Annotated in this window: 26 protein-coding genes; 13 read left to right on the top strand and 13 right to left on the bottom strand. The window is 58.5% G+C overall.

From position 1 onward, the window contains the following. The first annotated feature begins 29 nt into the window (after positions 1-29). A complete protein-coding gene (locus tag K9U38_RS01415; protein ID WP_370631799.1) occupies positions 30-461 on the top strand; it encodes a hypothetical protein in 432 nt (143 codons plus the stop codon). Between the two features lie 53 nt (positions 462-514). Here K9U38_RS01415 and K9U38_RS01410 read toward each other — a convergent pair whose 3' ends face one another. Together K9U38_RS01410 and K9U38_RS01405 are read right to left on the bottom strand one after the other, a co-directional pair. Further along, positions 515-727, bottom strand: coding sequence for a DUF1127 domain-containing protein (locus K9U38_RS01410; protein ID WP_224492547.1), 213 nt, complete (start codon positions 725-727; stop codon positions 515-517). 67 nt (positions 728-794) lie between these two features. Continuing rightward, positions 795-1,028 (bottom strand): DUF1127 domain-containing protein, encoded by a 234-nt coding sequence (locus K9U38_RS01405; RefSeq protein WP_224492546.1) that lies wholly within the window; start codon positions 1,026-1,028, stop codon positions 795-797. A 92-nt stretch (positions 1,029-1,120) separates the two neighbouring features. On the opposite strand from K9U38_RS01405, the gene K9U38_RS01400 reads away from it, so the two are divergent. From K9U38_RS01400 to K9U38_RS01390, 3 genes are all read left to right on the top strand, one after another. Next, positions 1,121-2,536 (top strand): aminotransferase-like domain-containing protein, encoded by a 1,416-nt coding sequence (locus K9U38_RS01400; protein ID WP_224492545.1) that lies wholly within the window; start codon positions 1,121-1,123, stop codon positions 2,534-2,536. A gap of 112 nt (positions 2,537-2,648) precedes the next feature. After that, positions 2,649-2,972 carry a type II toxin-antitoxin system RelE/ParE family toxin gene (locus K9U38_RS01395; RefSeq protein WP_224492544.1) on the top strand — a complete coding sequence of 108 codons (324 nt, stop codon included), beginning with the start codon at positions 2,649-2,651 and terminating at the stop codon, positions 2,970-2,972. Next, positions 2,972-3,253, top strand: a complete 282-nt coding sequence (locus K9U38_RS01390) for a helix-turn-helix domain-containing protein (RefSeq protein WP_224492543.1) — start codon at positions 2,972-2,974, stop codon at positions 3,251-3,253. The genes K9U38_RS01395 and K9U38_RS01390 overlap by 1 nt, the downstream gene beginning before the upstream one ends. Positions 3,254-3,262: 9 nt before the next feature. Here K9U38_RS01390 and K9U38_RS01385 read toward each other — a convergent pair whose 3' ends face one another. Both K9U38_RS01385 and K9U38_RS01380 read right to left on the bottom strand, forming a co-directional pair. Then, a complete protein-coding gene (locus K9U38_RS01385) occupies positions 3,263-3,589 on the bottom strand; it encodes a DUF1330 domain-containing protein (protein ID WP_224492542.1) in 327 nt (108 codons plus the stop codon). A gap of 117 nt (positions 3,590-3,706) precedes the next feature. After that, entirely contained in the window at positions 3,707-4,471 is a 765-nt protein-coding gene (locus tag K9U38_RS01380) for an SDR family NAD(P)-dependent oxidoreductase (RefSeq protein WP_224492541.1), read from the bottom strand. A gap of 205 nt (positions 4,472-4,676) precedes the next feature. On the opposite strand from K9U38_RS01380, the gene purL reads away from it, so the two are divergent. Together purL and K9U38_RS01370 are read left to right on the top strand one after the other, a co-directional pair. Next, positions 4,677-6,908: a phosphoribosylformylglycinamidine synthase subunit PurL gene (gene purL / locus K9U38_RS01375; protein ID WP_224492540.1), complete on the top strand. Its 2,232-nt coding sequence runs from the start codon at positions 4,677-4,679 to the stop codon at positions 6,906-6,908. A gap of 12 nt (positions 6,909-6,920) precedes the next feature. Next, complete coding sequence (locus K9U38_RS01370) at positions 6,921-7,154, top strand: BolA/IbaG family iron-sulfur metabolism protein (protein ID WP_099998651.1); 234 nt, start codon at positions 6,921-6,923, stop codon at positions 7,152-7,154. A 14-nt stretch (positions 7,155-7,168) separates the two neighbouring features. On the opposite strand, the gene K9U38_RS01365 is transcribed toward K9U38_RS01370, so the two are convergent. Then, the gene (locus tag K9U38_RS01365) at positions 7,169-7,879 is read right to left on the bottom strand and encodes a phosphodiester glycosidase family protein (RefSeq protein WP_224492539.1); all 711 of its coding nucleotides are present in this window, start codon (positions 7,877-7,879) and stop codon (positions 7,169-7,171) included. 212 nt (positions 7,880-8,091) lie between these two features. Here K9U38_RS01365 and grxD point away from each other — a divergent pair, with 212 nt between their 5' ends. Together grxD and K9U38_RS01355 are read left to right on the top strand one after the other, a co-directional pair. Continuing rightward, entirely contained in the window at positions 8,092-8,424 is a 333-nt protein-coding gene (gene grxD / locus K9U38_RS01360; RefSeq protein ID WP_224492538.1) for a Grx4 family monothiol glutaredoxin, read from the top strand. A 147-nt stretch (positions 8,425-8,571) separates the two neighbouring features. Next, entirely contained in the window at positions 8,572-9,777 is a 1,206-nt protein-coding gene (locus K9U38_RS01355) for a multidrug effflux MFS transporter (RefSeq protein WP_255606906.1), read from the top strand. Positions 9,778-10,221: 444 nt separating this feature from the next. Here the strand turns inward: K9U38_RS01355 and ttcA are convergent, their stop codons facing one another. The 3 genes from ttcA to rpsD form a co-directional block, all read right to left on the bottom strand. Beyond that, complete coding sequence (ttcA, locus tag K9U38_RS01350; protein WP_224492537.1) at positions 10,222-11,064, bottom strand: tRNA 2-thiocytidine(32) synthetase TtcA; 843 nt, start codon at positions 11,062-11,064, stop codon at positions 10,222-10,224. Between the two features lie 144 nt (positions 11,065-11,208). Further along, positions 11,209-12,138, bottom strand: a complete 930-nt coding sequence (locus K9U38_RS01345) for a glutaminase (RefSeq protein ID WP_224492536.1) — start codon at positions 12,136-12,138, stop codon at positions 11,209-11,211. Positions 12,139-12,207: 69 nt separating this feature from the next. Next, entirely contained in the window at positions 12,208-12,825 is a 618-nt protein-coding gene (gene rpsD / locus K9U38_RS01340) for a 30S ribosomal protein S4 (RefSeq protein ID WP_106709996.1), read from the bottom strand. Between the two features lie 298 nt (positions 12,826-13,123). Here rpsD and K9U38_RS01335 point away from each other — a divergent pair, with 298 nt between their 5' ends. After that, a complete protein-coding gene (locus K9U38_RS01335) occupies positions 13,124-14,131 on the top strand; it encodes an extensin family protein (protein ID WP_224492535.1) in 1,008 nt (335 codons plus the stop codon). Positions 14,132-14,178: 47 nt separating this feature from the next. Here the strand turns inward: K9U38_RS01335 and K9U38_RS01330 are convergent, their stop codons facing one another. Together K9U38_RS01330 and K9U38_RS01325 are read right to left on the bottom strand one after the other, a co-directional pair. Next, a complete protein-coding gene (locus K9U38_RS01330) occupies positions 14,179-14,367 on the bottom strand; it encodes a DUF3008 family protein (RefSeq protein ID WP_224492534.1) in 189 nt (62 codons plus the stop codon). Between the two features lie 121 nt (positions 14,368-14,488). Next, positions 14,489-14,902, bottom strand: coding sequence for a winged helix-turn-helix transcriptional regulator (locus tag K9U38_RS01325; protein ID WP_224492533.1), 414 nt, complete (start codon positions 14,900-14,902; stop codon positions 14,489-14,491). A gap of 146 nt (positions 14,903-15,048) precedes the next feature. Between K9U38_RS01325 and K9U38_RS01320 the strand changes: the two genes are divergently transcribed. Both K9U38_RS01320 and K9U38_RS01315 read left to right on the top strand, forming a co-directional pair. After that, entirely contained in the window at positions 15,049-15,690 is a 642-nt protein-coding gene (locus K9U38_RS01320) for an NAD(P)-dependent oxidoreductase (RefSeq protein WP_224492532.1), read from the top strand. Between the two features lie 128 nt (positions 15,691-15,818). Further along, complete coding sequence (locus K9U38_RS01315; protein ID WP_224492531.1) at positions 15,819-16,907, top strand: LLM class flavin-dependent oxidoreductase; 1,089 nt, start codon at positions 15,819-15,821, stop codon at positions 16,905-16,907. Positions 16,908-16,920: 13 nt separating this feature from the next. On the opposite strand, the gene K9U38_RS01310 is transcribed toward K9U38_RS01315, so the two are convergent. The 3 genes from K9U38_RS01310 to K9U38_RS01300 all read right to left on the bottom strand — a co-directional run bounded on the left by K9U38_RS01310 (position 16,921) and on the right by K9U38_RS01300 (position 20,862). Beyond that, positions 16,921-18,888 (bottom strand): S10 family serine carboxypeptidase-like protein, encoded by a 1,968-nt coding sequence (locus tag K9U38_RS01310; RefSeq protein ID WP_224492530.1) that lies wholly within the window; start codon positions 18,886-18,888, stop codon positions 16,921-16,923. 317 nt (positions 18,889-19,205) lie between these two features. Beyond that, complete coding sequence (murI, locus tag K9U38_RS01305; RefSeq protein ID WP_224492529.1) at positions 19,206-20,015, bottom strand: glutamate racemase; 810 nt, start codon at positions 20,013-20,015, stop codon at positions 19,206-19,208. Continuing rightward, positions 20,008-20,862 (bottom strand): RNA methyltransferase, encoded by an 855-nt coding sequence (locus K9U38_RS01300; RefSeq protein ID WP_224492528.1) that lies wholly within the window; start codon positions 20,860-20,862, stop codon positions 20,008-20,010. Before K9U38_RS01300 ends, murI begins: the two co-directional genes overlap by 8 nt. Before the next feature lie 345 nt (positions 20,863-21,207). Here K9U38_RS01300 and K9U38_RS01295 point away from each other — a divergent pair, with 345 nt between their 5' ends. Beyond that, on the top strand, positions 21,208-22,422 hold the full coding sequence (locus K9U38_RS01295; protein WP_224492527.1) for an NADP-dependent isocitrate dehydrogenase: 1,215 nt from the start codon (positions 21,208-21,210) through the stop codon (positions 22,420-22,422). Positions 22,423-22,540: 118 nt separating this feature from the next. Further along, the gene (locus K9U38_RS01290; protein WP_224492526.1) at positions 22,541-22,855 is read left to right on the top strand and encodes a YciI family protein; all 315 of its coding nucleotides are present in this window, start codon (positions 22,541-22,543) and stop codon (positions 22,853-22,855) included. The last annotated feature ends 57 nt before the right edge of the window (positions 22,856-22,912 follow it).

Here is a 22,912-nt window from a genome sequence, read left to right as displayed (position 1 = left end):
GACGCGCGGTGCATGAGTGGAGAATGAGAATGAAGATGCCAATTGCTGGCACTGCAGTGTGCTCTGCAGCCCTATTGATTTCGCTTGCGGCACTTACCGGATGCCAGACGGCCAGCAAGCCGGGCCCGGGTTCGCTGGCGTTCAGTTCGGACAAAGCTGCGCTTCCGACTATGGAGCGCGTCGCGCTTGCCGCCAACAGTTGCTGGTTCAAATCCGGAGATTCAAGCTTCAAGCCCTATCGGCTTGCGCCGGAACTGAACTCATTTTCCGGACGACCACGCATTCTGGTCGTGCCGGCGAGCAATCCAGGCGGACGTCCGCTGCTCGTTGTCCACGCCGAAGGCAATCCAGCCAAGGTCGAAGCCTTCGGCCCCCTGATGAGCAATCCTGCGGGCAACCGCATTGCAGCCGACGTGCGCCGCTGGGCAGGTGGCGATTCATCCTGCGGAGGACGCGCTTAGCTCCGCACCAAAAGATGATGCGTTGGCATTGTGCGGAAAATGCGCCCCAGCTTCTAGAAGTAATTGCCAAGGTCGGCTTCGACGTGGTCGCGCGTCAGGCCGAGGTCTTTAAGACCGTCATCTCCGAGACGACCAAGCTCAAGCCTGGTGCGGCGCCTAGACGCCGCACGCTCCAGCCAGCCGGCAAAACGGCCAAATGTGGCGCCGTGAACAGTATGTACCAACCCCGCATGAGGGGCCTTGGGGGGATCAAGATATCGACCCATATTCGCCTCCATGGAATTCTCGATAAACGTTCATCGGTGTGAAGCAGGGGGCCGGCCTTTGCTGGCATCAATCCCAGAACAGCCGCTTGATTTCGCGACGAGCCTGCGATGGGGCAATCCCGACATCGTCAAGCATGTCATCGCTCAATTCGCTAAGGTGCTGGCGTGTCCGGTGCTTGACCATTGCATTGTTCAACCATTCAATCAGCCTGGAAGACAAATGGAACAATCCGCGATTTTCCGTTGAAGGAACGCCAGTCGAAGCGCTATCCGACGCTCTAATTGTATCTATTGTGCTCATTGTCATTGTCCTTGGGAGGTCACATTGACTTTTTTGGGTGCGATTGTTATATGAATTGACTCAATTGGAATCGCAATATTATAATTGTCACCATGACAAATTGGCTCCCTGAACTTGAACCTGGCAAAGGCCCGCTTTACCTGCAGCTTGCCGATCGAATTGAAACCGACATTGCCGAAGGCATTCTTGCGCCCGGTACTAAACTGCCGCCGCAGCGCAACCTCGCCTTCGATATCGGCGTGACGATCGGCACGGTCGGCCGTGCCTACAACCTTATCCGCGAGCGCGGTCTGGTCAGCGGCGAGGTAGGGCGCGGAACCTATGTGACTGACCCAAGGGAAACGTCGCTGGCTCTGCCCGTCACACGTACGGAGCCCTTCGGCGGCACCCGTAGCGCCACGATCCAGCCCGGCAGGATTCGCATGGACAGCACGGCGGCGATCGAGGTTGGCCAATCGGCAACCATGCAACGGCTCCTGGCGGAAATTACCAAGCGTTATCCGAGCGAGATCGCCAGCTATTCGCGCACCCTACCCGCATCCTGGCAGCAGGCAGGCAGCAAATGGCTTTCAGCCGCCGGCTGGGTGCCCGAACCGTCTTCCGTCGTGCCGACCCTGGGTGCGCATTCGGCGATCCTGGCCGTGATCGCGGCAATTACCGTTCCTGGCGACAGGATTGCCTTCGAGGACCTGACCTACAGTTCCGCAGCCCGAAGCGTGAACCTGATGGGCCGCCGCAGCATCATCATGCAGACGCAAAATGGCAGTCTCACGCCGGACGATTTCGAGCGGCATTGTGCCCAGCAGCACCCGAAGCTGGTCTTCCTGATGCCATCGCTTCACAACCCTACAGCTGCCACCATGCCTGAGGAGGATCGCCGCGCGATTGTCGAGATTGCCCGCCGCTACAATGTCTGGATCATCGAGGACGAGATTTACGGATCTTTGATGATGCACGATCACGTCAAGATTGCCGATCTAGCGCCCGAGCGGACATTCCACATTGGCGGCCTGTCAAAATCCGTTGCTGCTGGTGTGCGCGGCGGCTGGGTCGCCTGCCCGCCGCATCTTGCTGCACGCGTCCTGACCGCCCACAAGATGGTTTCCGGCGGCATGCCATTCATGATGGCGGAACTTGCCGCCGAGATCGTCAATTCCGGCGATGCGGATGCAATCCGCACCAAGGTATGCGAGGAGATTGTGGTGCGCGAGGCGATTGCGAGGTCGGCATTCGCCGGAATGGACTTCACGTCGCAGCCGCTGGCTCCGTTCCTCTGGATGAAGCTGCCTGACCCATGGCTTTCAGGGACGTTCAAGAACGCCGCGCTGAACGAAGGCGTGCTCATCGACGATGAAGACGAGTTCAAGCCGGGACGTACCGAGAAGGTGTTCCATCGCGTAAGGCTGGGCATCACCATTCCGACGACGCGCGACGAGTTGAAGCAAGGATTCACAATCCTGCGACGCCTCATGGAGACGGACAATGCGAGCTACGACAGTTATTCTTGAACTATCAGCTAATTGTTCAACATTAGCCTGATCGCTATTGTGCATTGATTTCAACAAGCACTTGATTCTTCCAGATTGCCTTTATGCTTTTTTTGATATTAGATGTTGCCCTATGAGATGGCGAGTTGAAATTCTGAACGACGCCATTTCAGACGAACTTGATGCGTGGCCGGTCGATGTGCGGGCCGCGCTTGTTAGGATAGTTGAACGGATGGAGTTGGTGGGACTGGCAAGATTGCGAGAGCCGCATGTCAAACACCTCCGTGGCAAAATATGGGAAATGCGTCCCGGTGCCAGCGGAAAGGAAGGGCGGGCTCTATACGTCACCGCGAGAAGTTCCCGAATCGTGATTGTTGCAGCATTCATAAAAAAGGGACAAAAAACGCCGCAAAGATGGCTTGATCTGGCGGAGGAACGGGCGAAAAGTGTGACCTGATGACCATTCCGTTCAAAACTTTGAAAGAACGCTGGAATTCTGATCCAGCATTTCGAGAAGCTTATCACAAGATTGGGCCGGAGATGGAAATCGCCTTTGCGATTGCCGAAGCACGCCATCGCGCGAATCTCACGCAAGCGCAGCTGGCAGCCAGGATCGGTTCTTCCCAAGCGATGGTGGCTCGTTGGGAGAGAGGCACGACGATGCCCTCTACCAAATCATTGGCAAAGGTCGCTGAAGCCACAGGCTCGCGCCTGCGGGTTCAGCTCGAGGCCGATTAAACCGGCAACTCACCCCTTGCCAAGATAAGGGATTGTTCCGGCAATGTCCGTATCGTCGATGAGCTGGAAGCGGCTGTCGCTGCCGTCCTGTCGAGCCTTGGCAAAGCGGGCATAGTCAGGATCGTTGGCGAAAGCGCGTGCGGCTTCAGTGGAGGGGAATTGCAAAATTGCGATGAGGGTCGTCTCCAGCGGCTTGCCCTCCACAACCTCGATATTGCCACTGCGTGCCAGATACTTGCCGCCATGCTTGTGAACAATGTCATGCACTGCGGCTGCATATTCCGGCACCCATTTATCATCTGTTATCTTGACGTCAGCAATTAAGAAAGCTGGCATTGTCGTCTCTCCCTAGATCAGGTCTTTCGACCTGCACTCCCGGTGACCCGATGACAGTTTCACACGAGAAGGGCGGGATTATCCAGTACCGGATCTGTACCACGTGCAGAAACCTGCTCAGATCGCGGTAAATCCATTGTCGACGAAGAGATGCGTGCCGGTAATGAAGCTTGCCTCGTCGCTGGCCAGGAACAATGCGGCACGGGCCACCTCCTCCGGCTCGCCGATCCGCCCCTGGGCCGCCATTATCGCCTCGTCCGAGACATCGACGCCCCGCTTCTGCAGCTCGTCGACCTCGCGCAGGCCATGCGGCGTGCGTATGAAACCCGGGCAAACGGCGTTGCAGCGGATCTTGCGGTCGCGGAACTCCACCGCAATGGCCCGGGCGAACATGTGGCACGCGCCCTTGGTCGTATCGTAGAGCACCTCCATCGGCGTGGCAGCAACCGCTGAAATGGAAGAGGTGCACACGATCGAACCGCCGCCGGCGTCCAGCATTTGCGGGATGACGGCGCGTGTCATCAGATACATGGAGCGCACATTGACGGCGTGCAGCCACTCCCATTCTTCCAGCGTGGTTTCAAGGAACGGCTTGATGACGATCGTGCCGGCATGGTTGAACAGAACGGTCACATTGCCAAACTTCCGCGCCGTATCAGCAACTGCCTTCTGCACCTGCGCTTCATCGGAAACGTCAGCGACGAAATAATCGGCGACACCCCCGGCGGCGGTTATCTCTGCCACGGTTGCCGCGGCCGCCTGGACATTACGGTCGACAATGGCGACTTTCGCCCCCTCGGCCGCGAAGAGTTTTGACGCTGCGCCGCCCATTCCTGTCGCACCGCCGGAAACGATTGCCACCTTGCCAGCCAGCCTGCCCATGTTTCGAACTCCTCCACCCGATACTCCCTGAAAGTGGACCTTATGCCCGCCATGCCAACCGGGCAAGGCCGCTCCGTTACGCCGCAACCCTCTTTGTTGATTGCACCCATTTTCCTGTCGCGCCGCAGCACTACATGCGTTAAAGAAGGGCAAAAGCCGCCCCTAAGGTGAGCTAGTCGAACCGCGCACGGAAATTCCAGGACCCATGACCATTTCCAACACTGTCAAGATCACGCCGGAACTCGTTGCCTCGCACGGGCTGAAGCCGGACGAATACCAACGCATCCTCGATCTGATCGGGCGCGAGCCGAGCTTTACCGAACTTGGCATCTTTTCCGCCATGTGGAACGAACACTGCTCGTACAAATCCTCGAAGAAGTGGCTGCGGACATTGCCGACCACGGGCCCGCAGGTCATCCAGGGACCGGGCGAGAATGCCGGCGTCGTGGATATCGGCGATGGCGATTGCGTCGTCTTCAAAATGGAGAGCCACAATCACCCGTCCTATATCGAGCCCTATCAGGGCGCGGCAACGGGCGTCGGCGGCATCCTGCGCGATGTCTTCACCATGGGTGCACGGCCGATTGCGGCGATGAATGCGCTTCGCTTCGGCGAGCCGTCGCATCCGAAGACCCGTCACCTCGTCTCCGGCGTGGTGGAAGGCGTCGGCGGCTACGGCAATTCGTTCGGCGTGCCGACCGTTGGCGGCGAAGTCAATTTCGACGCGCGCTACAACGGCAATATTCTGGTCAACGCATTTGCGGCCGGCCTTGCCAAGACCGATGCGATCTTCCTGTCGGAAGCCAAGGGCGTTGGCCTCCCCGTCGTTTATCTCGGCGCCAAGACCGGCCGGGATGGCGTTGGCGGTGCAACCATGGCCTCCGCCGAATTCGATGATGCGATTGACGAGAAGCGGCCGACTGTCCAGGTGGGCGATCCCTTCACCGAAAAGTGCCTGCTCGAGGCGTCGCTCGAGCTGATGGCCTCCGGTGCTGTCATCGCCATTCAGGACATGGGCGCTGCCGGCCTGACGTGCTCGGCCGTCGAAATGGGGGCCAAGGGCAATCTCGGCATCGAACTCAACCTCAATTCCGTGCCGGTGCGCGAAGAGCGCATGACCGCCTACGAGATGATGCTTTCCGAAAGCCAGGAACGCATGCTGATGGTGCTGCGGCCCGAAAAAGAGGAAGAGGCCGAGGCCATCTTCAGGAAATGGGGCCTCGACTTTGCCATTGTCGGCTACACGACCGACGATTTGCGCTTCCGTGTGCTGCACGATGGCGAGGAAGTCGCCAATCTGCCGATCAAGGATCTCGGCGACCAGGCTCCCGAATATGACCGCCCCTGGATGGAACCGGGCAAGCACGCGCCGCTGCCTGCCGCCAATGTGCCGGAAGTCGAAGACTATGGTGCAGCGCTGCTGCAGATGATCGGATCGCCCGACCTTTCCTCGCGCCGCTGGGTCTATGAGCAATACGACACGCTGATCCAGGGCAATTCGCTGCAGGTACCGGGCGGCGATGCCGGCGTGGTACGTGTCGAGGGCCACAGGACCAAGGCTCTGGCATTCTCCTCCGATGTGACGCCGCGCTATTGCGAGGCCGACCCCTATGAGGGTGGCAAGCAGGCCGTTGCCGAATGCTGGCGCAACCTGACCGCTGTCGGCGCCGAACCGCTTGCCGCGACCGACAACCTCAATTTCGGCAATCCCGAGCGGCCCGAGATCATGGGCCAGCTGGTGAAGGCCGTCGGCGGCATCGGCGATGCCTGCCGTGCACTCGCCTTCCCCATCGTCTCGGGCAATGTCTCGCTCTACAACGAGACCAATGGCCAGGCAATCCTGCCAACCCCGACCATTGCCGGCGTCGGCCTCATTCCTGACTGGAGCAAGACCGCAAAGATCGGCGGCATGCGGGAGGGCGACGTGTTGATCCTACTCGGCGGCGATGGCACGCACCTCGGCCAGTCGATCTACCTGCGCGATCTGCATGGCCGCGCGGACGGCCCGGCTCCAACGGTTGATCTGGCGTGCGAAAAGCGCAACGGGAATTTCGTCCGTTCCGCCATCCGCAACGGACAGGTGACGGCTTGCCACGACCTGTCCGATGGCGGCCTTGCCATTGCGCTCGGCGAGATGTGCATCGCGTCCGGCAAGGGTGCTAATGTCGACATTGGCGAGGGTGCACCGCATGCGTTGCTCTTCGGCGAAGACCAGGCGCGCTACCTCGTCGCCGCCGCGCCCGACATTGCCAATACGGTACTTCTGAATGCCGAAGGATGCGGCGTTCCGTTCCGCAAACTCGGAACGGTTGGCGGCAATGCATTGACGATCGCGCGCCTGCTCTCCATATCTGTAGCAGACCTGACACAAGCACACGAATCGTGGTTCCCTGACTATATGAGCGGTCGGGCGGACGAAAAGACACAGGCCGCCTGAGGAGAGAACGAGATGGCAATGGACGCGCGCGATATCGAAAAAATGATTCGAGACGCCATTCCGGACGCAAAAGTAACGATCCGTGACTTGGCGGGCGATGGCGACCACTATGCAGCCGAAGTTGTCGCGGAGAGCTTTCGCGGCAAATCACGCGTGCAGCAGCATCAGATGGTCTACGACGCGTTGAAGGGCAACATGGGCGGCGTTCTGCATGCGCTCGCCTTGCAGACGAGCGCGCCGGAATAGAGTACGGCTTCCGCCTACCCCTTTCCATAGACCGCGAGGATCGGCCCAACTGGATCGGCTCCGCCAATCAACGTCTTCCGCTCGTTGGACAGGGCAGAAATCATCCCATCGAAGAACAACGCATCGGAGCAACCGAGTTCGTCCCTGAACAGACGCGCAAAACGTCCGAGGCTGACCGTCTCGGTTGATATGGCGAGGATGATCGTATGCACATCGCGGACGCCCACGCCGTTGCGAATGAAACGTGACGTGCCGTTCGGCTCGAAGCGAGGGTGCAGCTTGCCCTCGATAACCAGCATTGGTCCCGACTGCGTGGCCATGCGGGCGTTGGGCCTATCCTTGGCATAGGCGCGGGTCGAAAGAATACCGGCCGTGCCGTCATGCCTGACGAAGAACACGCCGTTCGGCTCCATGTAGAAATTGCCCTCCCCGGGATTGGTGTTGAGGGGTGCGATGGTTCGCCCGTCCTCGACATGAAGGCCGACCGGCCTCATATCCGGCTCGTACATGCCGGCATTCATCGAAAGGACAAGCGGTGCTGATAGCCGTTGCCCCGCGATGAACGAAGCAAGCGAGCCATAGGGCTTGCCATCAATCCCGTTGAGCGCAAGGCGTATGTCATATGAACGAAGATCGAGTTCGCAGACGACATGGCCACTACCCTCGAAATCGAGGGTCCGGCAAGGAAGCGGCAGGTCTTTGCGGTCGAATGGAAGCGAAGTCATGGAATCTCCGGACGGAACTGGCCGCCAATGCCCCGTTATCGCGAATAGCCCCGCCGCAACTGTGGCAGTGAATGCGCTAACGGCGACAATGATACGAAATGACACCGTGACCAGCCTTGTTTTGACAAAATTGAAGCGCTATCTGTAAAAGAAGAAAACAATTGAACCATGAAGTGACGAGTCGTCACAACCTGGGGTGAAAGGTTGCCGAAATGAGCGGTATCAATGAATTCATCGACAACGAGGTCAAGAGCAACGACGTTGTTCTCTTCATGAAGGGCACGCCCGGTTTTCCGCAGTGCGGCTTTTCCGGTCAGGTCGTGCAGATCCTTGACTACGTCGGAGTCGATTACAAGGGCGTGAACGTGCTGTCTTCCAGCGAGTTGCGCCAGGGCATCAAGGACTATTCCAATTGGCCGACCATCCCGCAGCTTTATGTGAAGGGTGAATTCGTGGGCGGTTGCGACATCATCCGCGAAATGTTCCAGGCGGGCGAGTTGCAGACCCTCCTCAGCGAAAAGGGCGTCGCCACCAAGGCCGCCTGATTACGCAATAAATTCAACTGGTTCCGGATTGGTCCGGAACCTCGTTTCGAAAGGCGTCGGCCGTTCCGACGCCTTTGTCTTTGTTTGCTTTTGCAGGTTTTGATCATGGATGCCTCCGCTGAAACATCTGCCGCGCGCCTCAAGGGGATGGGCAAGGCTGAATTCATCGCGATGATGGCGATGCTGATGGCGATCAATGCCCTTGCCATCGATATCATGCTTCCCGGCCTGCAGCAGATCGGCGCCAGCCTCGGCGTGGCCAGCGAAAACCACCGACAATACGTGATCTCTGCCTATCTGATGGGCTTTGCCGTATCACAACTGTTCTATGGTCCGATTTCCGACCGGTTCGGCCGCAGAGTGCCGATGTTCACCGGGCTGATCGTCTATGTCGTCTCGGCGCTCGCCTGCGTCTTTGTCCCCAGTTTTACGTCGTTGCTGTTTTTCCGGCTGCTGCAGGGCATTGGTTCAGCGGCAACACGCGTTATCACCATTTCCATCGTGCGCGACGTCTATGGCGGCCGTAGCATGGCCGAGGTGATGTCGCTCATCATGATGGTCTTCATGATCGTTCCTGTCATAGCGCCCGGCACCGGACAGGCGGTCATGCTGTTTGGCAACTGGCACCTGATCTTCATCTTCATGGCAGTCGTTGCCACTGCAGTCCTGATCTGGGTGTGTCTCCGGCTGCCGGAAACACTCGACCCCGCGGACATGCGTCCCTTTACGCTGAAATCAGTGGCACAGGGGTTCAGGATCGTCCTCACCAATCGCGTGGCGCTCTGCTATACGCTGGCCAATTCCTTCATCTTCGGCGCCCTGTTCGGTTTCATAAACTCGGCGCAGCAGATCTATGTCGGCATCTATGAACTCGGCGTTTGGTTTCCCGTCGCCTTCTCCGCCGTCGCGATCATGATGGCGTTCTCCGCCTTTGTGAATTCGCGCTTTGTCGGTCGTTTTGGCATGCGGCGCCTGTCACATGGAGCACTCCTTGCCTTCCTCGGCATCTCCGGGATCTGGCTGCTGCTGACCCTGTTCGGACCGCATCCGACACCGTTTGCGCTCTACCTGCTGCTGTTCGCCCTGGCAATGTTTCAGTTCGGCTGGATCGGCTCCAACTTCAATGCGCTGGCCATGGAACCGCTGGGCCACGTGGCGGGTACGGCTTCCTCCGTATTGGGCTTCATGAGCACGGCAGGCGGCGGCGCTATTGGCGCACTGATCGGCCAGGCTTTCGATGGCACGACACTGCCCTTGGTCATGGGCTTTTTCGTGTTGTCGCTGATCGCGCTGGTCTTCGTGCTGGTCGCAGAGCGGGGTAAACTGTTCCAGGCGCACCACAGGCCGGTTTGAGACTGTGGCCGCATCCGAGCCACGATTGAGAAAACCGACTTTGGTTGAATTGCTGGCCGCAAGTCCATTGCCTAACACACAAATGTTATGAAGGGCTGATCAGGACGATCTCATTTGATACATTGGGTTACGCGTTGAGATTGGAACAAGGCGGGTTTAGCCCCGCTCTCGCCAAGGCGCAGGCAGAAGCCGCAAGGGATTTCATCATCCCGAACTCGTAACGAAATCCGATCTCAATACCGCGCTGGAGTTGCTAACGCTCCATCTTACAGTGCGCGTGGGCGGGTTTTTCTTTGAGACTTCCGTGGCAACAGTTGCGGCCATTGCAGCCATCGTCAAACTATTCCCCTAATACGAGCCCACCACCTCCCTCATGGTAAGCTTCATCATAGCGAGCCTGTCGAGCTACGAACCACGCAATGGCAGTTTTGCCAGATCTGGTGATTATTTCTCACCCAAACCAGCAAAGTCGAAGATCCTGCGGTCGAGCAGGTGGCTGGGGCGGGTATTGGCCAGGGCCCGGATCATTGTTTCCTTGCGGCCCGGCATGCGCTTTTCAATATCGGCAAGCATCGCCTTCATCATGTTGCGCTGCAGCCCATCCTGGCTCCCGCAGAGGTCGCAGGGAATGATCGGAAATTGCATGGCCGCGGCAAATTTCTCAAGATCGTCCTCGGCACAATAGCTGAGCGGCCTCAGCAGCATCAGATCGCCCTCGTCATTGACGAGTTTGGGCGGCATGGCAGCGAGGCGCCCGCCATGGAAAAGGTTCATGAGGAAGGTTTCGACGATGTCCTCGCGATGGTGGCCGAGCACCAGCGCCGAACACCCCTCTTCCCGGGCCACACGATAAAGATGTCCGCGACGCAGCCGCGAACAGAGTGAGCAATAGGTCTGGTTTTCGGCAATCTTGTCTGTCACCACCGAATAGGTGTCGCGATATTCGATGCGATGCTCGATGCCGTGCGCTTTGAGGAAATCCGGCAGGATGTGTTTTGGAAAATTGGGCTGGCCCTGGTCGAGATTGCACGCGAGCAATTCCACCGGCAACAGACCCCGCCATTTGAGATCAAGCAGCAGCGCCAGCAGTCCGTAGGAATCCTTGCCGCCGGACAGCCCGACCAGCCAGCGCTCGCCGGGCTTGACCATGGCGAAATCATCGAGCGCCTGACGCGCATTGCGCAACAGACGCTTGCGCAGCTTGTTGAACTCCACGCTGGACGGCACACCCAGAAACATCGGGTGGCAACCGGCCGCGTCGGTCAGTTCCTGATCATGAACGGTCATTCGAACACCTCGTTGCGCTTTCATTGACAAGGTAGCGGCTGGAACGCAAGAGCTTCTAGACCTTTTCAGTTTTTGCTTTAATCGCCGCCACACCTCTTTCCGTCATCCTCGGGTCAAGCCCGAGGATGACGGAAAGGCAGAGCGCTATTGCCCGAACACCGACCAGCCGGTGCGCTGTGCCAGCAGTTCGAGTGCTGCTGAACCGAGCAGTGAATTGCCCACGTCGTTCAGGCCCGGCGACCAGACGGCAATCGATGCCTTGCCCGGCGCTATGGCAAGAATGCCTCCGCCGACGCCACTCTTGCCCGGCAGGCCGACACGATAGGCAAAATCCCCTGAACCATCATAGTGCCCGCACATCAGCATCAGTGCGTTGATGCGGCGGGCGCGGCTTGAAGAAACCACACTGCCGCCGTTGAGCGGGTTGCGGCCGGCGGCGGCAAGATAAAGACCGGCATGGGCAAGCTGGCGGCACGACATGGCGATGGCGCAATGGTGGAAGTAGACACCCAGAACATGTTCGACAGGATGGTTGAGATTGCCGAAGGACCGCATGAAGTTGGCCAGGGCCACATTGCGGTAGCCGGTCTGTGTTTCGGAACGGGCGACGTTGTGGTCGATCGCGATCGAATCGTCATTTGAAACGTGGCGGATGAACTGCACGATCTCACCAATAGCTTCCTTGGGAAGGTGCCCGGCCAGCACGACATCTGCGACCGCAATCGCTCCCGCATTGATGAATGGATTGCGCGGCTTGCCCCGTTCCTGCTCAAGCTGGACTATGGAGTTGAAGGCATTGCCCGAGGGCTCGCGCCCGACACGTTTCCACAGGCCGTCGCCGATCTTGCCGAGCGCAAGGGTAAGTGTGAAGACCTTCGAGATACTTTGAATGGAGAAGGCTGTTTCGGCGTCGCCTGCCGTATGGACCTGCCCGTCCACGGTGACCAGAGCGATGCCAAACTGCATGGGATCGACCGTGGCAAGCTCGGGAATGTAATCGGCAAGCTTGCCCTCGCCGATCCGGCCGGCAAGATCGCCATAGACACTATCGACAACAGCCTGAAGGTCAGTCATGCAAAACTCCAGTTGAAAAAAAAGCCGCCAGGATTTCTCCGGCGGCTCTTTTCTAAAACTTCGATCTGATTAACGCGAATAGAATTCGACAACCAGGTTCGGTTCCATCTGCACGGCGTACGGCACGTCGGAGAAGGCCGGAACGCGGTTGTACTTGGCAACCATCTTGTTGTGATCGACTTCGAGGTACTCAGGAACATCGCGCTCAGCAAGCTGAACCGACTCGAGGACGATGACGAGCTGCTTCGACTTCTCGCGCACTTCGATCACGTCGCCAGCCTTGCAGATGTAGGACTGGATGTTGGTGCGACGGCCGTTTACGTTGACATGGCCGTGATTGACGAACTGACGCGCAGCGAAGATCGTCGGAACGAACTTGGCGCGGTATACGATCGCATCGAGACGCGACTCGAGCAGGCCGATCAGCTGTTCGCCGGTGTCGCCCTTGCGGCGAGCTGCTTCCTCATAGGTCTTGCGGAACTGCTTTTCCGAAATATCGCCGTAGAAGCCCTTGAGCTTCTGCTTCGCGCGCAGCTGCACGCCGAAGTCGGAAAGCTTGCTCTTGCGGCGCTGGCCGTGCTGGCCGGGGCCATATTCACGGCGGTTAACCGGGGACTTCGGGCGGCCCCAGATGTTTTCGCCGAGACGGCGGTCAATTTTATACTTGGACGATTCGCGCTTGCTCATCGCATTTCCTTTCAAACAAATACGAACCGAAGCTCACACTCCGGTTCAAGGAAACGCGCCCTCCTCTGCCTCCTGTGTGTGAAGACTGACAGAATGATTCACGCACGCTTTGCGAAATCACTCACGGGACACGTCAAATGAAACGCAGAGCCGTTCGGGCCCTGCGCTGGGGTGGCTTCTAGTGGGAAGGTTAGGCGATGTCAAGCGGTGCGCCCATGTTTCACCGGATCACATAAATTGAAACCGATGCCGCATTTGAGGCGTTAGGCTTGAACGCTCAACAGGAGTAGAGCCGGTAATGACCCTATTCTCGCGGCAATCGCGTTTCTCGACACTCGTTCTTCTATCCCTCACAACCTGTATTGCAAGTACGATGCTGATCACCTCTGCGGTTGATGCTGACGCGCGGCACCGGCGTGGGCACCGCGCAAAGGTCGTACGACCGCCGGTTGTTGCCCTGCCCGCCGTGCCGCCTGTGCCCATAGACAACCCTCGTGCCGAAGCCGCGCAGGCGCCGAAGCCCGTTGAGAAGCCTGCCGAAGAAATGGAGAAGGCGGACCCGCAAACGCCACTGCCCGGGCAACGGCCGGCGCCGGAAACCAAACCTGCCGAAAAACCCAAGGAGCCAGCCAGTGCTGGTGAGCAGCTCGGCCCGAACCCGTTGCCGAAATCCGAAACAGCGGGCAAGGACGAGCCGAAGCCTGAACATGAGGACAGCGTCGAAAAGGCGGATCCCTCGGTATCGCACGACCGGGTCTACCAGAACGCCTGCCCGGCATTGATGAACGGAGAAGTCAAGGGTGAGCTCACCCCGCCCTTGTCCGAGGGCATGTGCGGCGAGCGCTCGCCACTGAAGATCACGGCCATAGGCAAGGACAATCCCGTGAAGCTCGCAGCGCCCATCACGACCAATTGCGCCATGGCGGGTACATTGGCCAACTGGGTCGTCGATGTGCAAAAGGAAGCCCAGGCAAATTTCGGCGCCGAGATCGAAAGCATCACGACGGGCTCCGACTACCAGTGCCGCAAGGTCAATAATGGTCACAAGGGGCGCGTCTCGGAACATGCCTTTGCCAACGCCGTCGACATCGTCTCGTTCAAGTTCAGGAACGGAAAGACAACGGAACTTGGTTCAGGCTGGAAAGGCAAGCCGGAGGAACAGACATTCTGGCGCGCGCTGCACAAGGCGAGTTGCGATCGCTTCATGACAGTGATCGGACCGGACGGCGACGCGGCCCATCAGGGCAATCTGCATCTCGATCTTGGCTGCCACGGCAGAAAATGCGAAGCGCGCATCTGCCAGTGACTGAGCATGCGCGCACCCGATGGCATGAGGGCAATATCCGAACTGGTCTAATGCTTGGTCTTTTTCTTGGGCAGGTTCTTGCGGTCGGTCTCGGCAAATTCTTCCAGCTGCTTTTCGCTCATGGAATCGTACATGCTTTTCGACGCACCCTTGAGTTCGCTCTTCTTGGTCTGGCCGCGCTTGGCCGACAGCGCCGCACCGGCTGCCTTTTGCTGGGCTTGGGATTTTGCAGGCATCACTGTTCTCCCTGTGAGATGGTGCACAGGTGGGAAAACGCGAAGCATTGGCGGGGGTTCCAAAGTGGCGTGGTCAGGATGAAGCTTGCTGGAGCAGGCCAAGGTGCTGTGCGTGGCGCATCTAACCCGCATCGGATTCGTCGAATACTTTCCGCGCTGCCCGCAGGTGATCGCGGTTCTTTACCGCCCAATCGCCAAGCGCGCCTATCGGCCCGGCGATCGAATGGCCGATTTCCGTCAGGGCATAGGTTACCTCCGGAGGAGAGGTCGGCTTGACGGTGCGTGTCACCAGGCCATCACGTTCCAGCGAACGAAGCGTTACGGTGAGCATGCGTTGCGAGATTCCCTCGATCATGCGGCGCAATACATTGAAACGGCGCGGACCGGACTGGAGGTTGATGATCGTCAGCAAGCTCCAGGTATCGCCAATGATGTCGAGCACTTCGCGCATTGGACACGAATTGCCGTCCCATTCCATCGCCGGCATGGTTTCCAGAAGGGGTACGTCGCCTTCGGTCCTTGCATGAATGCTCATGTCAGATATTCCTCTGTCTGCGGGCAGTTACCTTGATGTTCCCTGAAACGGAAAAGGTGCGTTCTTCTCCTCGTCCCGCTTCTAGCATATTTAGTTATTATTGGTAACCAGATAACGATGCGTACCCGCATCAAAGGAGCATTTCGATGAAAATTGCATTGATCGGCGCCACCGGCTTTGTCGGCCAGGAAGTCCGCAAGGAAGCCGTTTCGCGCGGCCATGTTGTCACTGCCCTGGTTCGCAACCCGAGCAAGGTTGAAAATCTGGATGGCGTCACGGGAGTCGAGGTGGATGCCTTGAATACCACGGACCTTGCCGCCAAGCTGAAGGGGCATGATATCGTCGTCTCCGCGTATAATCCCGGCTGGGGCAACCCGAACATCAAGGATATTCATATCAAGGCCAGCAAGTCGATCACTCAGGCAACCAAGCAGGCTGATATAAGCCGCCTTATCGTCATCGGCGGTGCGGGCAGCCTCCTCAAGGCGAATGGCGGCCAGTTCGTCGATGACATCACCTTCCCCGCGGAGTATCTGGAAGGCGCCCTCGGCGCCCGGCAAGCATTGGACGACCTGCGCGGCGAAACCGACCTTGACTGGAGTTTCATATCCCCGCCCTTTGCCCTCGCACCCGGTGAGCGCACGGGCAAGTACCGCCTCGGCAAGGACCATCCGATATTCGATGCCGAGGGCAAGAGTGCGATCAGCGTGCGGGACTTGGCTGTGGCGATCGTGGACGAGGCGGAAAAGCCGCAGCACAGCAGAGCGCGCTTTACCGTGGCTTATTGATGCAATGGGCAGGTGCGGCGGTCTGAACGCCGGTATCCTTCCGGTGCCTCGGCAACCATAAGGTGCGTCCTTCACTTCTAGCGGAGCTGTGCTTAATTGTGCAGCAACGATCAAACGAAGGCCGCACCATGGAACTTGGCATCTATACATTTGCGGGCACGAGCCCGGATCCCGCAACGGGCGTCGCCATCGACGCGCACCAGCGCATGCAGAACCTCATCGAGGAAATGGAGCTCGCGGACCAGGTCGGTCTGGATGTGTTCGGCGTGGGTGAGCATCACCGGCCGGATTTCGTCATCTCGACACCTGCAGTTGTACTGGCAGCGGGAGCGGCGCGCACAAAGAACATCCGGTTGACCAGCGCGGTAACGGTCTTGAGCTCCGACGATCCGGTTCGCGTGTTCCAGGAATATGCCACGCTCGACCTGATCTCGTCCGGCCGGGCCGAGATCATGGCCGGTCGCGGATCGTTCATCGAATCCTTTCCCTTGTTCGGGTATAATCTCAACGACTACGATGAACTCTTCGCGGAAAAACTCGATCTGCTCCTGAAGTTGCGGGCGAGCGAGCGCGTCACCTGGAGCGGCAATCTGCGTGCGCCGCTGAACAATCTTGGCGTTTATCCGCGGCCGCTTCAAAATCCCCTGCCCGTCTGGATTGCCGTTGGCGGCACGCCGGAATCGGTGATCCGCGCCGGCACGCTCGGCCTGCCGCTGGCGGTGGCGATCATTGGCGGAGAGCCGCACCGTTTCATGCCGCTGGTCGAGCTGTATCGCGAAGCCGGCGCGAAGGCAGGCCATGCACCCGAAAAGCTGCAGGTGAGCATCAATTCGCACGGCTACGTGGCGGAGACATCACAGGCCGCCTCCGACGAATATTGGCCAAGCTATGAGGTCGTCATGACCAAGATCGGTCGCGAGCGCGGCTGGCCGCCGAGCAATCGCACACAGTTCGAGGCCGGACGCACGCCGCGCGGCGCCCTGCTGGTAGGTTCGCCGCAGGAGGTCATCGACAAGATCATGCTGCAGCACAGCTATTTCAAGCATGACCGTTTCCTGCTGCAGATCGACCTCGGCAGCCTGCCGCACAGCAACACGCTCAGGGCGATCGAACTCTACGGCACGAAAGTGGCACCGGTGATCAGGAAGGAACTGGGCGGATCGGGCGCGCATAGCAATCCCGGCAAGGGGTCTGCCATTGCCACGCCCGAAACCTGAATGTCCATTGGACCTAATTCAACACGACAGGTGATCTGGTAGGGTTCGGGCCGTCATAGAAGGCATCGAGCCTCTTGCTCGCCTGAGCGCGCCCCTTGTCATCATGGAAAAACAGGTGCCCGCCTTCGTAGACTTCGACCGGGACGCGATCGCTCAAGCCGGCACGAGCGAGATCGAGCTCGGTCTGATGGAACGGCGTGAGCAGATCGTAGTAACCGTGCAAAGCGAGCACCCTTACCGACGGGTCGCTATCCAATGTCCTGGCGAGATCCGGAAGCCCAGTCTCGAAGGATTGCTGTTCGCGCTCGAACCGCCAGGAGGGGCGCATGATGTTGTGGCCGAGCCTGTAGGGCGATGTGTGACGATAGTTGAACATGTCAGGCAGGACGGTCCGGATTGCATCGGCAAACTGAGGACTGGAATCAAGTTCGGCTGCGGGAATCCATGGGCTGGAGCCGGTCAGCCGGGCGTCAAGGAGATCGAGATTGTCGCGGGGGAAGAGTCTGTCCCGGAATTGAATCGGGGAGATGTCCAACTCGCGGAGCCAATCGGCATCGAGCCCGGTAATGCTCGTCATATCCTTGAACAAGGCTGTACCCGCCTGGGTCTGCGCAAAGTCCCGCCATGCAGGCGTCAAGGCCGTCTCGACCTGTTGTTTCGCGTCGGCAACGAATTGCTTCAGCGCATCCAGTGGATCAGCCAAGAATCCCAGAACGAACCGGACCCGTTCCGCATCATCGGCAAGAAGCACTCTTGCGAGTTTGGTTGCTTCGTCGATGGCATTCGGCCGCGTCTCCACATTGAGAGCCCATTGACGGGCACTGGCGGCATTTGACCATAGACTGGTCATGTGGCCGTATTGGCTGACGGCCTCAGCAAGTACGGCCTTTGCCCTGGTCAGCTCGGGCGAATACCAGATCTTGCGCGCAGGATCGTAGGTCTCAGCAACGAATATGCGCAGCTTGTCTATGTATTCCTGTGCGGATGCGGCTCCTCGGCTGGTTGTTTTGCCGTGGAAATCAGCCACCATGGCATAGGAAGGCAGATAGCCCGCACAGCTGGCATCGCTGCTCTGGCCGCAGTTGGTACGCAAGTCCAGCATGGGCGAACTCAGAACGAGCCCCGACAGTGCAACAGGCTTCTTGCCATTCTTGTCAGCCCCGGAAGTGCTGCTCTTGCCAGCCACCAGCAGATTGGCCACGATCGGCAGGCGGATGCCATCAAAGGTGTCGCCAAAGAGAAACTTCGGCGAGCGCTGGCGTCCGAACCGATCGCCGAAACGCACGATAAAGTCGTGATTTAACAGCGCATCGGCCTCCACGCTCCAGAAGTCGCTGTTCCTGTAGGGTGCGATTGCCTGCGAGAATCCTGTTCCGGGCGGATCGACGAACACAAGGTCAGTCTTGTCGAGAAGCGTTTCGGCATTGTCGATCCACGAAAAACCATCCTTCTCGCTCTTTGAAAAATCCCGGGCAAAAATCTTGAGTTGCTTCGGGGCCCACGAGCCCAGTTGCAACCAGACATATGAATTGCCTGGACCTCCATTCCAGAAGAACGTCACCGGGCGATTTTCTTTCGGCAAGTCCTGCCTCGTATAGGCCATATAGAACAGAGAGGCCTGCGCAACGGTTTTATTCGGCGCATAGGAAATGAGGTGGCCCGCGGAGGCAGTGTACCTGATCAGCTTGCCGTCGATCATTGCCTGGTGATTTTTGACCGCGGGTGTCTCGTCCACAGCCTCTCGCGGAAGGCTCGCATTCGCTGCCGCGCTATAAGCGTTCCTGTCTTCCACCACATGATCCTCGGGCAGACTGAGAGCGAGGGTCTTGATGGACTTATCTTTCTCCGGATTTTCCCGAGCCTTGATCGGGGGATCGAGCTGCGCCGTGGTAAATGTACCGTCGGCTTCGCTCTTGCCGGAATCCCCATCGCAACCAGCCAGCAAGACAAATGTCGAAATTATCGGAATCCAATACTTCATCCCAACCTCCCAACCAACAAGATATGTTTAACTCATTTGATAAGGTTGATTTTGCAACGCGATGCAAAGAAGCATCCTGAGGCAGTTTGGCCAAAGGACAAAACAGGCAATACCATGAAGTGTATACACGCTGTAGTTTGTGGCCGGTATACTAATCAACTTGTAGCTGCGGTGTCTATTGAACAAAAGTCGTATTTATTTTGGAACTTACTTTGCTCCCACAGAACCAGGATTTACCAACTCAGGCAGCGAGAGGAACGGCGCGCAAGTCCCTGCAACGGGACGGGAAAATCCGGGTTGCCGGACGTTCGCCGCCACTAGGCAACGACCTGCGTTTCCAGGCCGAAGCCCTGCAACAGGCGACGGGTGGAAAAATCCGGAATTCCCGATGTGAAGACGGCGATGTCGTCGCCATGTTCCGGCTCTACGCCTGTTCCGTTCGGCTTAAGCAATGACAGTGCGCGGCGGGCAATCGCCTCCGCTGGATCGAGCCAGTCCACGGGCCACGGCGCGAGGCGGCGAAAGACATTGGCAAGGAAAGGATAGTGCGTGCAAGCGAGGACGACGATGTCCGTGCGCGCGCCATCCTTCTCGTAGAAACAGGGTGCAATCTCTGCTCGGATCGCTTCGTCGTCGATGCCTTCGCCGCGCATGTGCAATTCGGCCATGCGGGCAAGGCTCTGGCTGCCAACCAGGCGGACATGGCATTTGGTGGCAAAGGACTGGATGAGATCGCGCGTATAGGCACGTTTGACCGTGCCCGGTGTTGCCAGCACGCTGATGAGCCCGGATGAGGTACGCTCCGCCGCAGGCTTGATCGCAGGGACGGTGCCGACGAAGGGAACCGATGGAAATGCGCGGCGCAGATCATCAAGGACCAGCGTCGAGGCCGTATTGCAGGGGATGATCACGATCTCCGGATCGTATTTTGCGATGAAACCATCGAACAGTCGCAGTATCCGCTGCCTCAGTGCCTCCTCCTCCCAGTCGCCGTAGGGAAAGCCGGCATCGTCCGCAATGTAGACGAAGCGGCGGTCCGGAATGAGGACGCGCGCTTCGCGCAGCACCGTTAGGCCGCCAATCCCGCTGTCGAAGGCAATGATCGGACGGCTGCTCGCATCATTCATCGTTCGATGAATCCTCCGTGGAGGCCTCGACTGCCGCAGACTTTTCGCGCTTGCGCCCTTCCGGCGCGCCCGAACCCCGCGGCGTCTTCGGCGAGAAATAATCGAGCGATACGACGACGCCGCGCAGGAGCTTCAATTCGGACTCCGAAAAGCCTGGCCTCGTCAGGACTCCGCGCAGATTGTTGACCATGATCTCCTTGCGCGCCATTGGCCGGAAATAGCCGCGAGCTTGGAGTGCATCCTCGAGATGATTAAAAAAACCCTGCAGATGTTCCTTTGGCGCAGGTTCAAGATCCGGGCCGCGAAACGCGGTATCCGTATCCTTTTCGAGACCTGATTTCATCCACTCATAGGACATGAGCAAGACCGCCTGTGCAATGTTCAGAGACGAGAATGCCGGATTGACCGGAAACGTCACCAATTCATCGGCAAGGCTGACTTCGTCATTATTGAGGCCGATGCGTTCGCGGCCGAAAAGAACTCCTGTCTTCTCGCCCTTGTTGAAACGCTGGCGCAGGGCCTGTCCGGCCTCAACCGGGCCGCGCACCTGCTTGAACGCGTCGCGTTCGCGCGCCGTGGTGGCGTAGACGAAATTGAGGTCCTGGATCGCTGACGGAAGGTCCTCGAACACCTGCGCCGTATCGATGATATGATCGGCCCGGCTGGCGGCGGAACGCGCCTTGTCGTTGGGAAATTCCTCGCGCGGCTTGACAAGGCGCAATTCCGCCAGGCCAAAATTTGCCATGGCGCGCGCCACCATACCGATATTTTCCGGCAGTTGCGGTTCGACCAGAATGATCGCCGGGCCTTCGGCGATGAGGGTGCGCTGTCTGTCTGTTCCGGCCATTCTTCTTCCTTGAGCTCTGCTGGAGTCCTCATAGCCCGGGTTTTTTTGCTGGGCAATGCTGCTGTGCGTGGTTCGACAAGCTCACCATGAGGGAGTCTATTGCTCGCAGCAGGAATGGTTCAACGCTAGCGCCCTGCAAAACCCTGCTTCCCTCATGGTGAGCTTGTCGAACCACGCACAGCGCCTTGCCGACCCAACAGAGCGCTAATGCGGAATATTTCAGAAACTACATCAAACACCAGAGCCCTCACTTTGCGTTCTGCAATCGCGGTGCTATAGGGGCGCGAACCCTCACTTTAATCCCAAGCTGATACCCACACGCAGCGAAACAGAGGCTGACACTCAATGGCTAAGATCAAGGTTGCAAATCCGGTCGTCGAGCTCGATGGCGACGAAATGACTCGCATCATCTGGCAGTATATCAAGGAAAAGCTGATTCATCCTTACCTCGATGTCGACCTGAAATATTACGATCTTGGCATTGAGCACCGCGATGCCACCAATGACCAGGTGACGATCGATGCGGCCAATGCGATCAAGCAATATGGTGTCGGCGTCAAATGCGCCACGATCACCCCGGACGAGCAGCGCGTCGAGGAATTCGGCCTCAAGAAGATGTGGAAGTCGCCAAACGGCACGATCCGCAACATTCTCGGCGGCGTGATCTTCCGCGAGCCGATCATTGCCAAGAACGTGCCCCGCCTGGTCCCGGGCTGGACGCAGCCGATCATCGTCGGTCGTCACGCTTTCGGTGACCAGTACCGTGCAACCGACTTCAGGTTCCCTGGCAAGGGCAAGCTGACGATCAAGTTCGTCGGCGATGATGGAGAGACAATCGAGCACGAGGTTTATGACGCGCCCGGTTCCGGCGTTGCCATGGCCATGTACAATCTCGACGAGTCGATCCGCGATTTCGCCCATGCATCGTTCAACTATGCCTATAATCGCGGCGTTCCCTGCTACCTCTCGACCAAGAACACGATCCTCAAGGCCTATGACGGCCGCTTCAAGGATATCTTCCAGGAGATCTACGATGCGGAATTCAAGGCAAAGTTCGCCGAGAAGAAGATCTTCTACGAGCATCGCCTGATCGACGACATGGTTGCCTCGGCATTGAAGTGGTCGGGCGGTTATGTATGGGCCTGCAAGAACTATGATGGCGACGTACAGTCGGACATCGTGGCCCAAGGCTTCGGTTCGCTTGGCCTGATGACCTCCGTGCTGATGACGCCGGATGGCAAGACCGTGGAAGCCGAAGCTGCGCACGGCACCGTTACCCGTCACTATCGCCAGCATCAGAAGGGCGAGGAAACCTCGACCAACTCGATCGCTTCGATCTTTGCCTGGACCCGCGGCCTTGCCCATCGCGCCAAGCTCGACGGCAATGCCGAGCTCGAACGCTTCAGCCACACGCTTGAGAAGGTCTGCGTCGACACGGTTGAAGCCGGCTACATGACAAAGGATCTGGCGTTGCTGATCGGTCCGGACCAGCCCTGGCTCTCGACCACCGGCTTCCTCGACAAGATCAATGAGAACCTGTCGAAGGCCATGGCTGCCTGAGGGGCCGAGCCCCTTTGACGATCGCGTCAAAGCAACTGAAAGCCCCGGTTTTCCGGGGCTTTTTGTCATTTGGAGAAGTGAAGGTATGATGATGGGGCATCATACCGGAGGATGAGCCATGACCAAGCAGCAGTTCTTTTTCCGCCTGATCCCACCACGCCCGACCTTTGCCGAAGACATGGACGATGACGAACAGGAACTGATGCGCCAGCACATTACCTACATGAGCGAATATTTCGATGCTGGAACCGTGCTCGCCTACGGCCCCGTCCGCGATCCGGACGGCTGGTTCGGCATGGCCCTGCTCGAGGTGATGCATCACGACGAGGCGGTGCAGTTTGCCGAGAATGACCCTTCTGTGCTCGCCGGCCTGAACAGCTACAGCATTGCACCCATGCACCTGGCAGCGGCGCAGAGCCCGCGGGAGGGCTAGCCGGTACTATCCGCATTGCGCCGCCAGCCGCAATACACGCGGCTGGTGCATTCAGAA

This window comes from Phyllobacterium lublinensis (assembly GCF_020164435.1).
Lineage (GTDB): Bacteria > Pseudomonadota > Alphaproteobacteria > Rhizobiales > Rhizobiaceae > Phyllobacterium > Phyllobacterium lublinensis.
The sequence above is the reverse complement of the archived record's forward strand: the minus strand, read 5'-3'. Positions and strand labels throughout refer to the sequence as shown.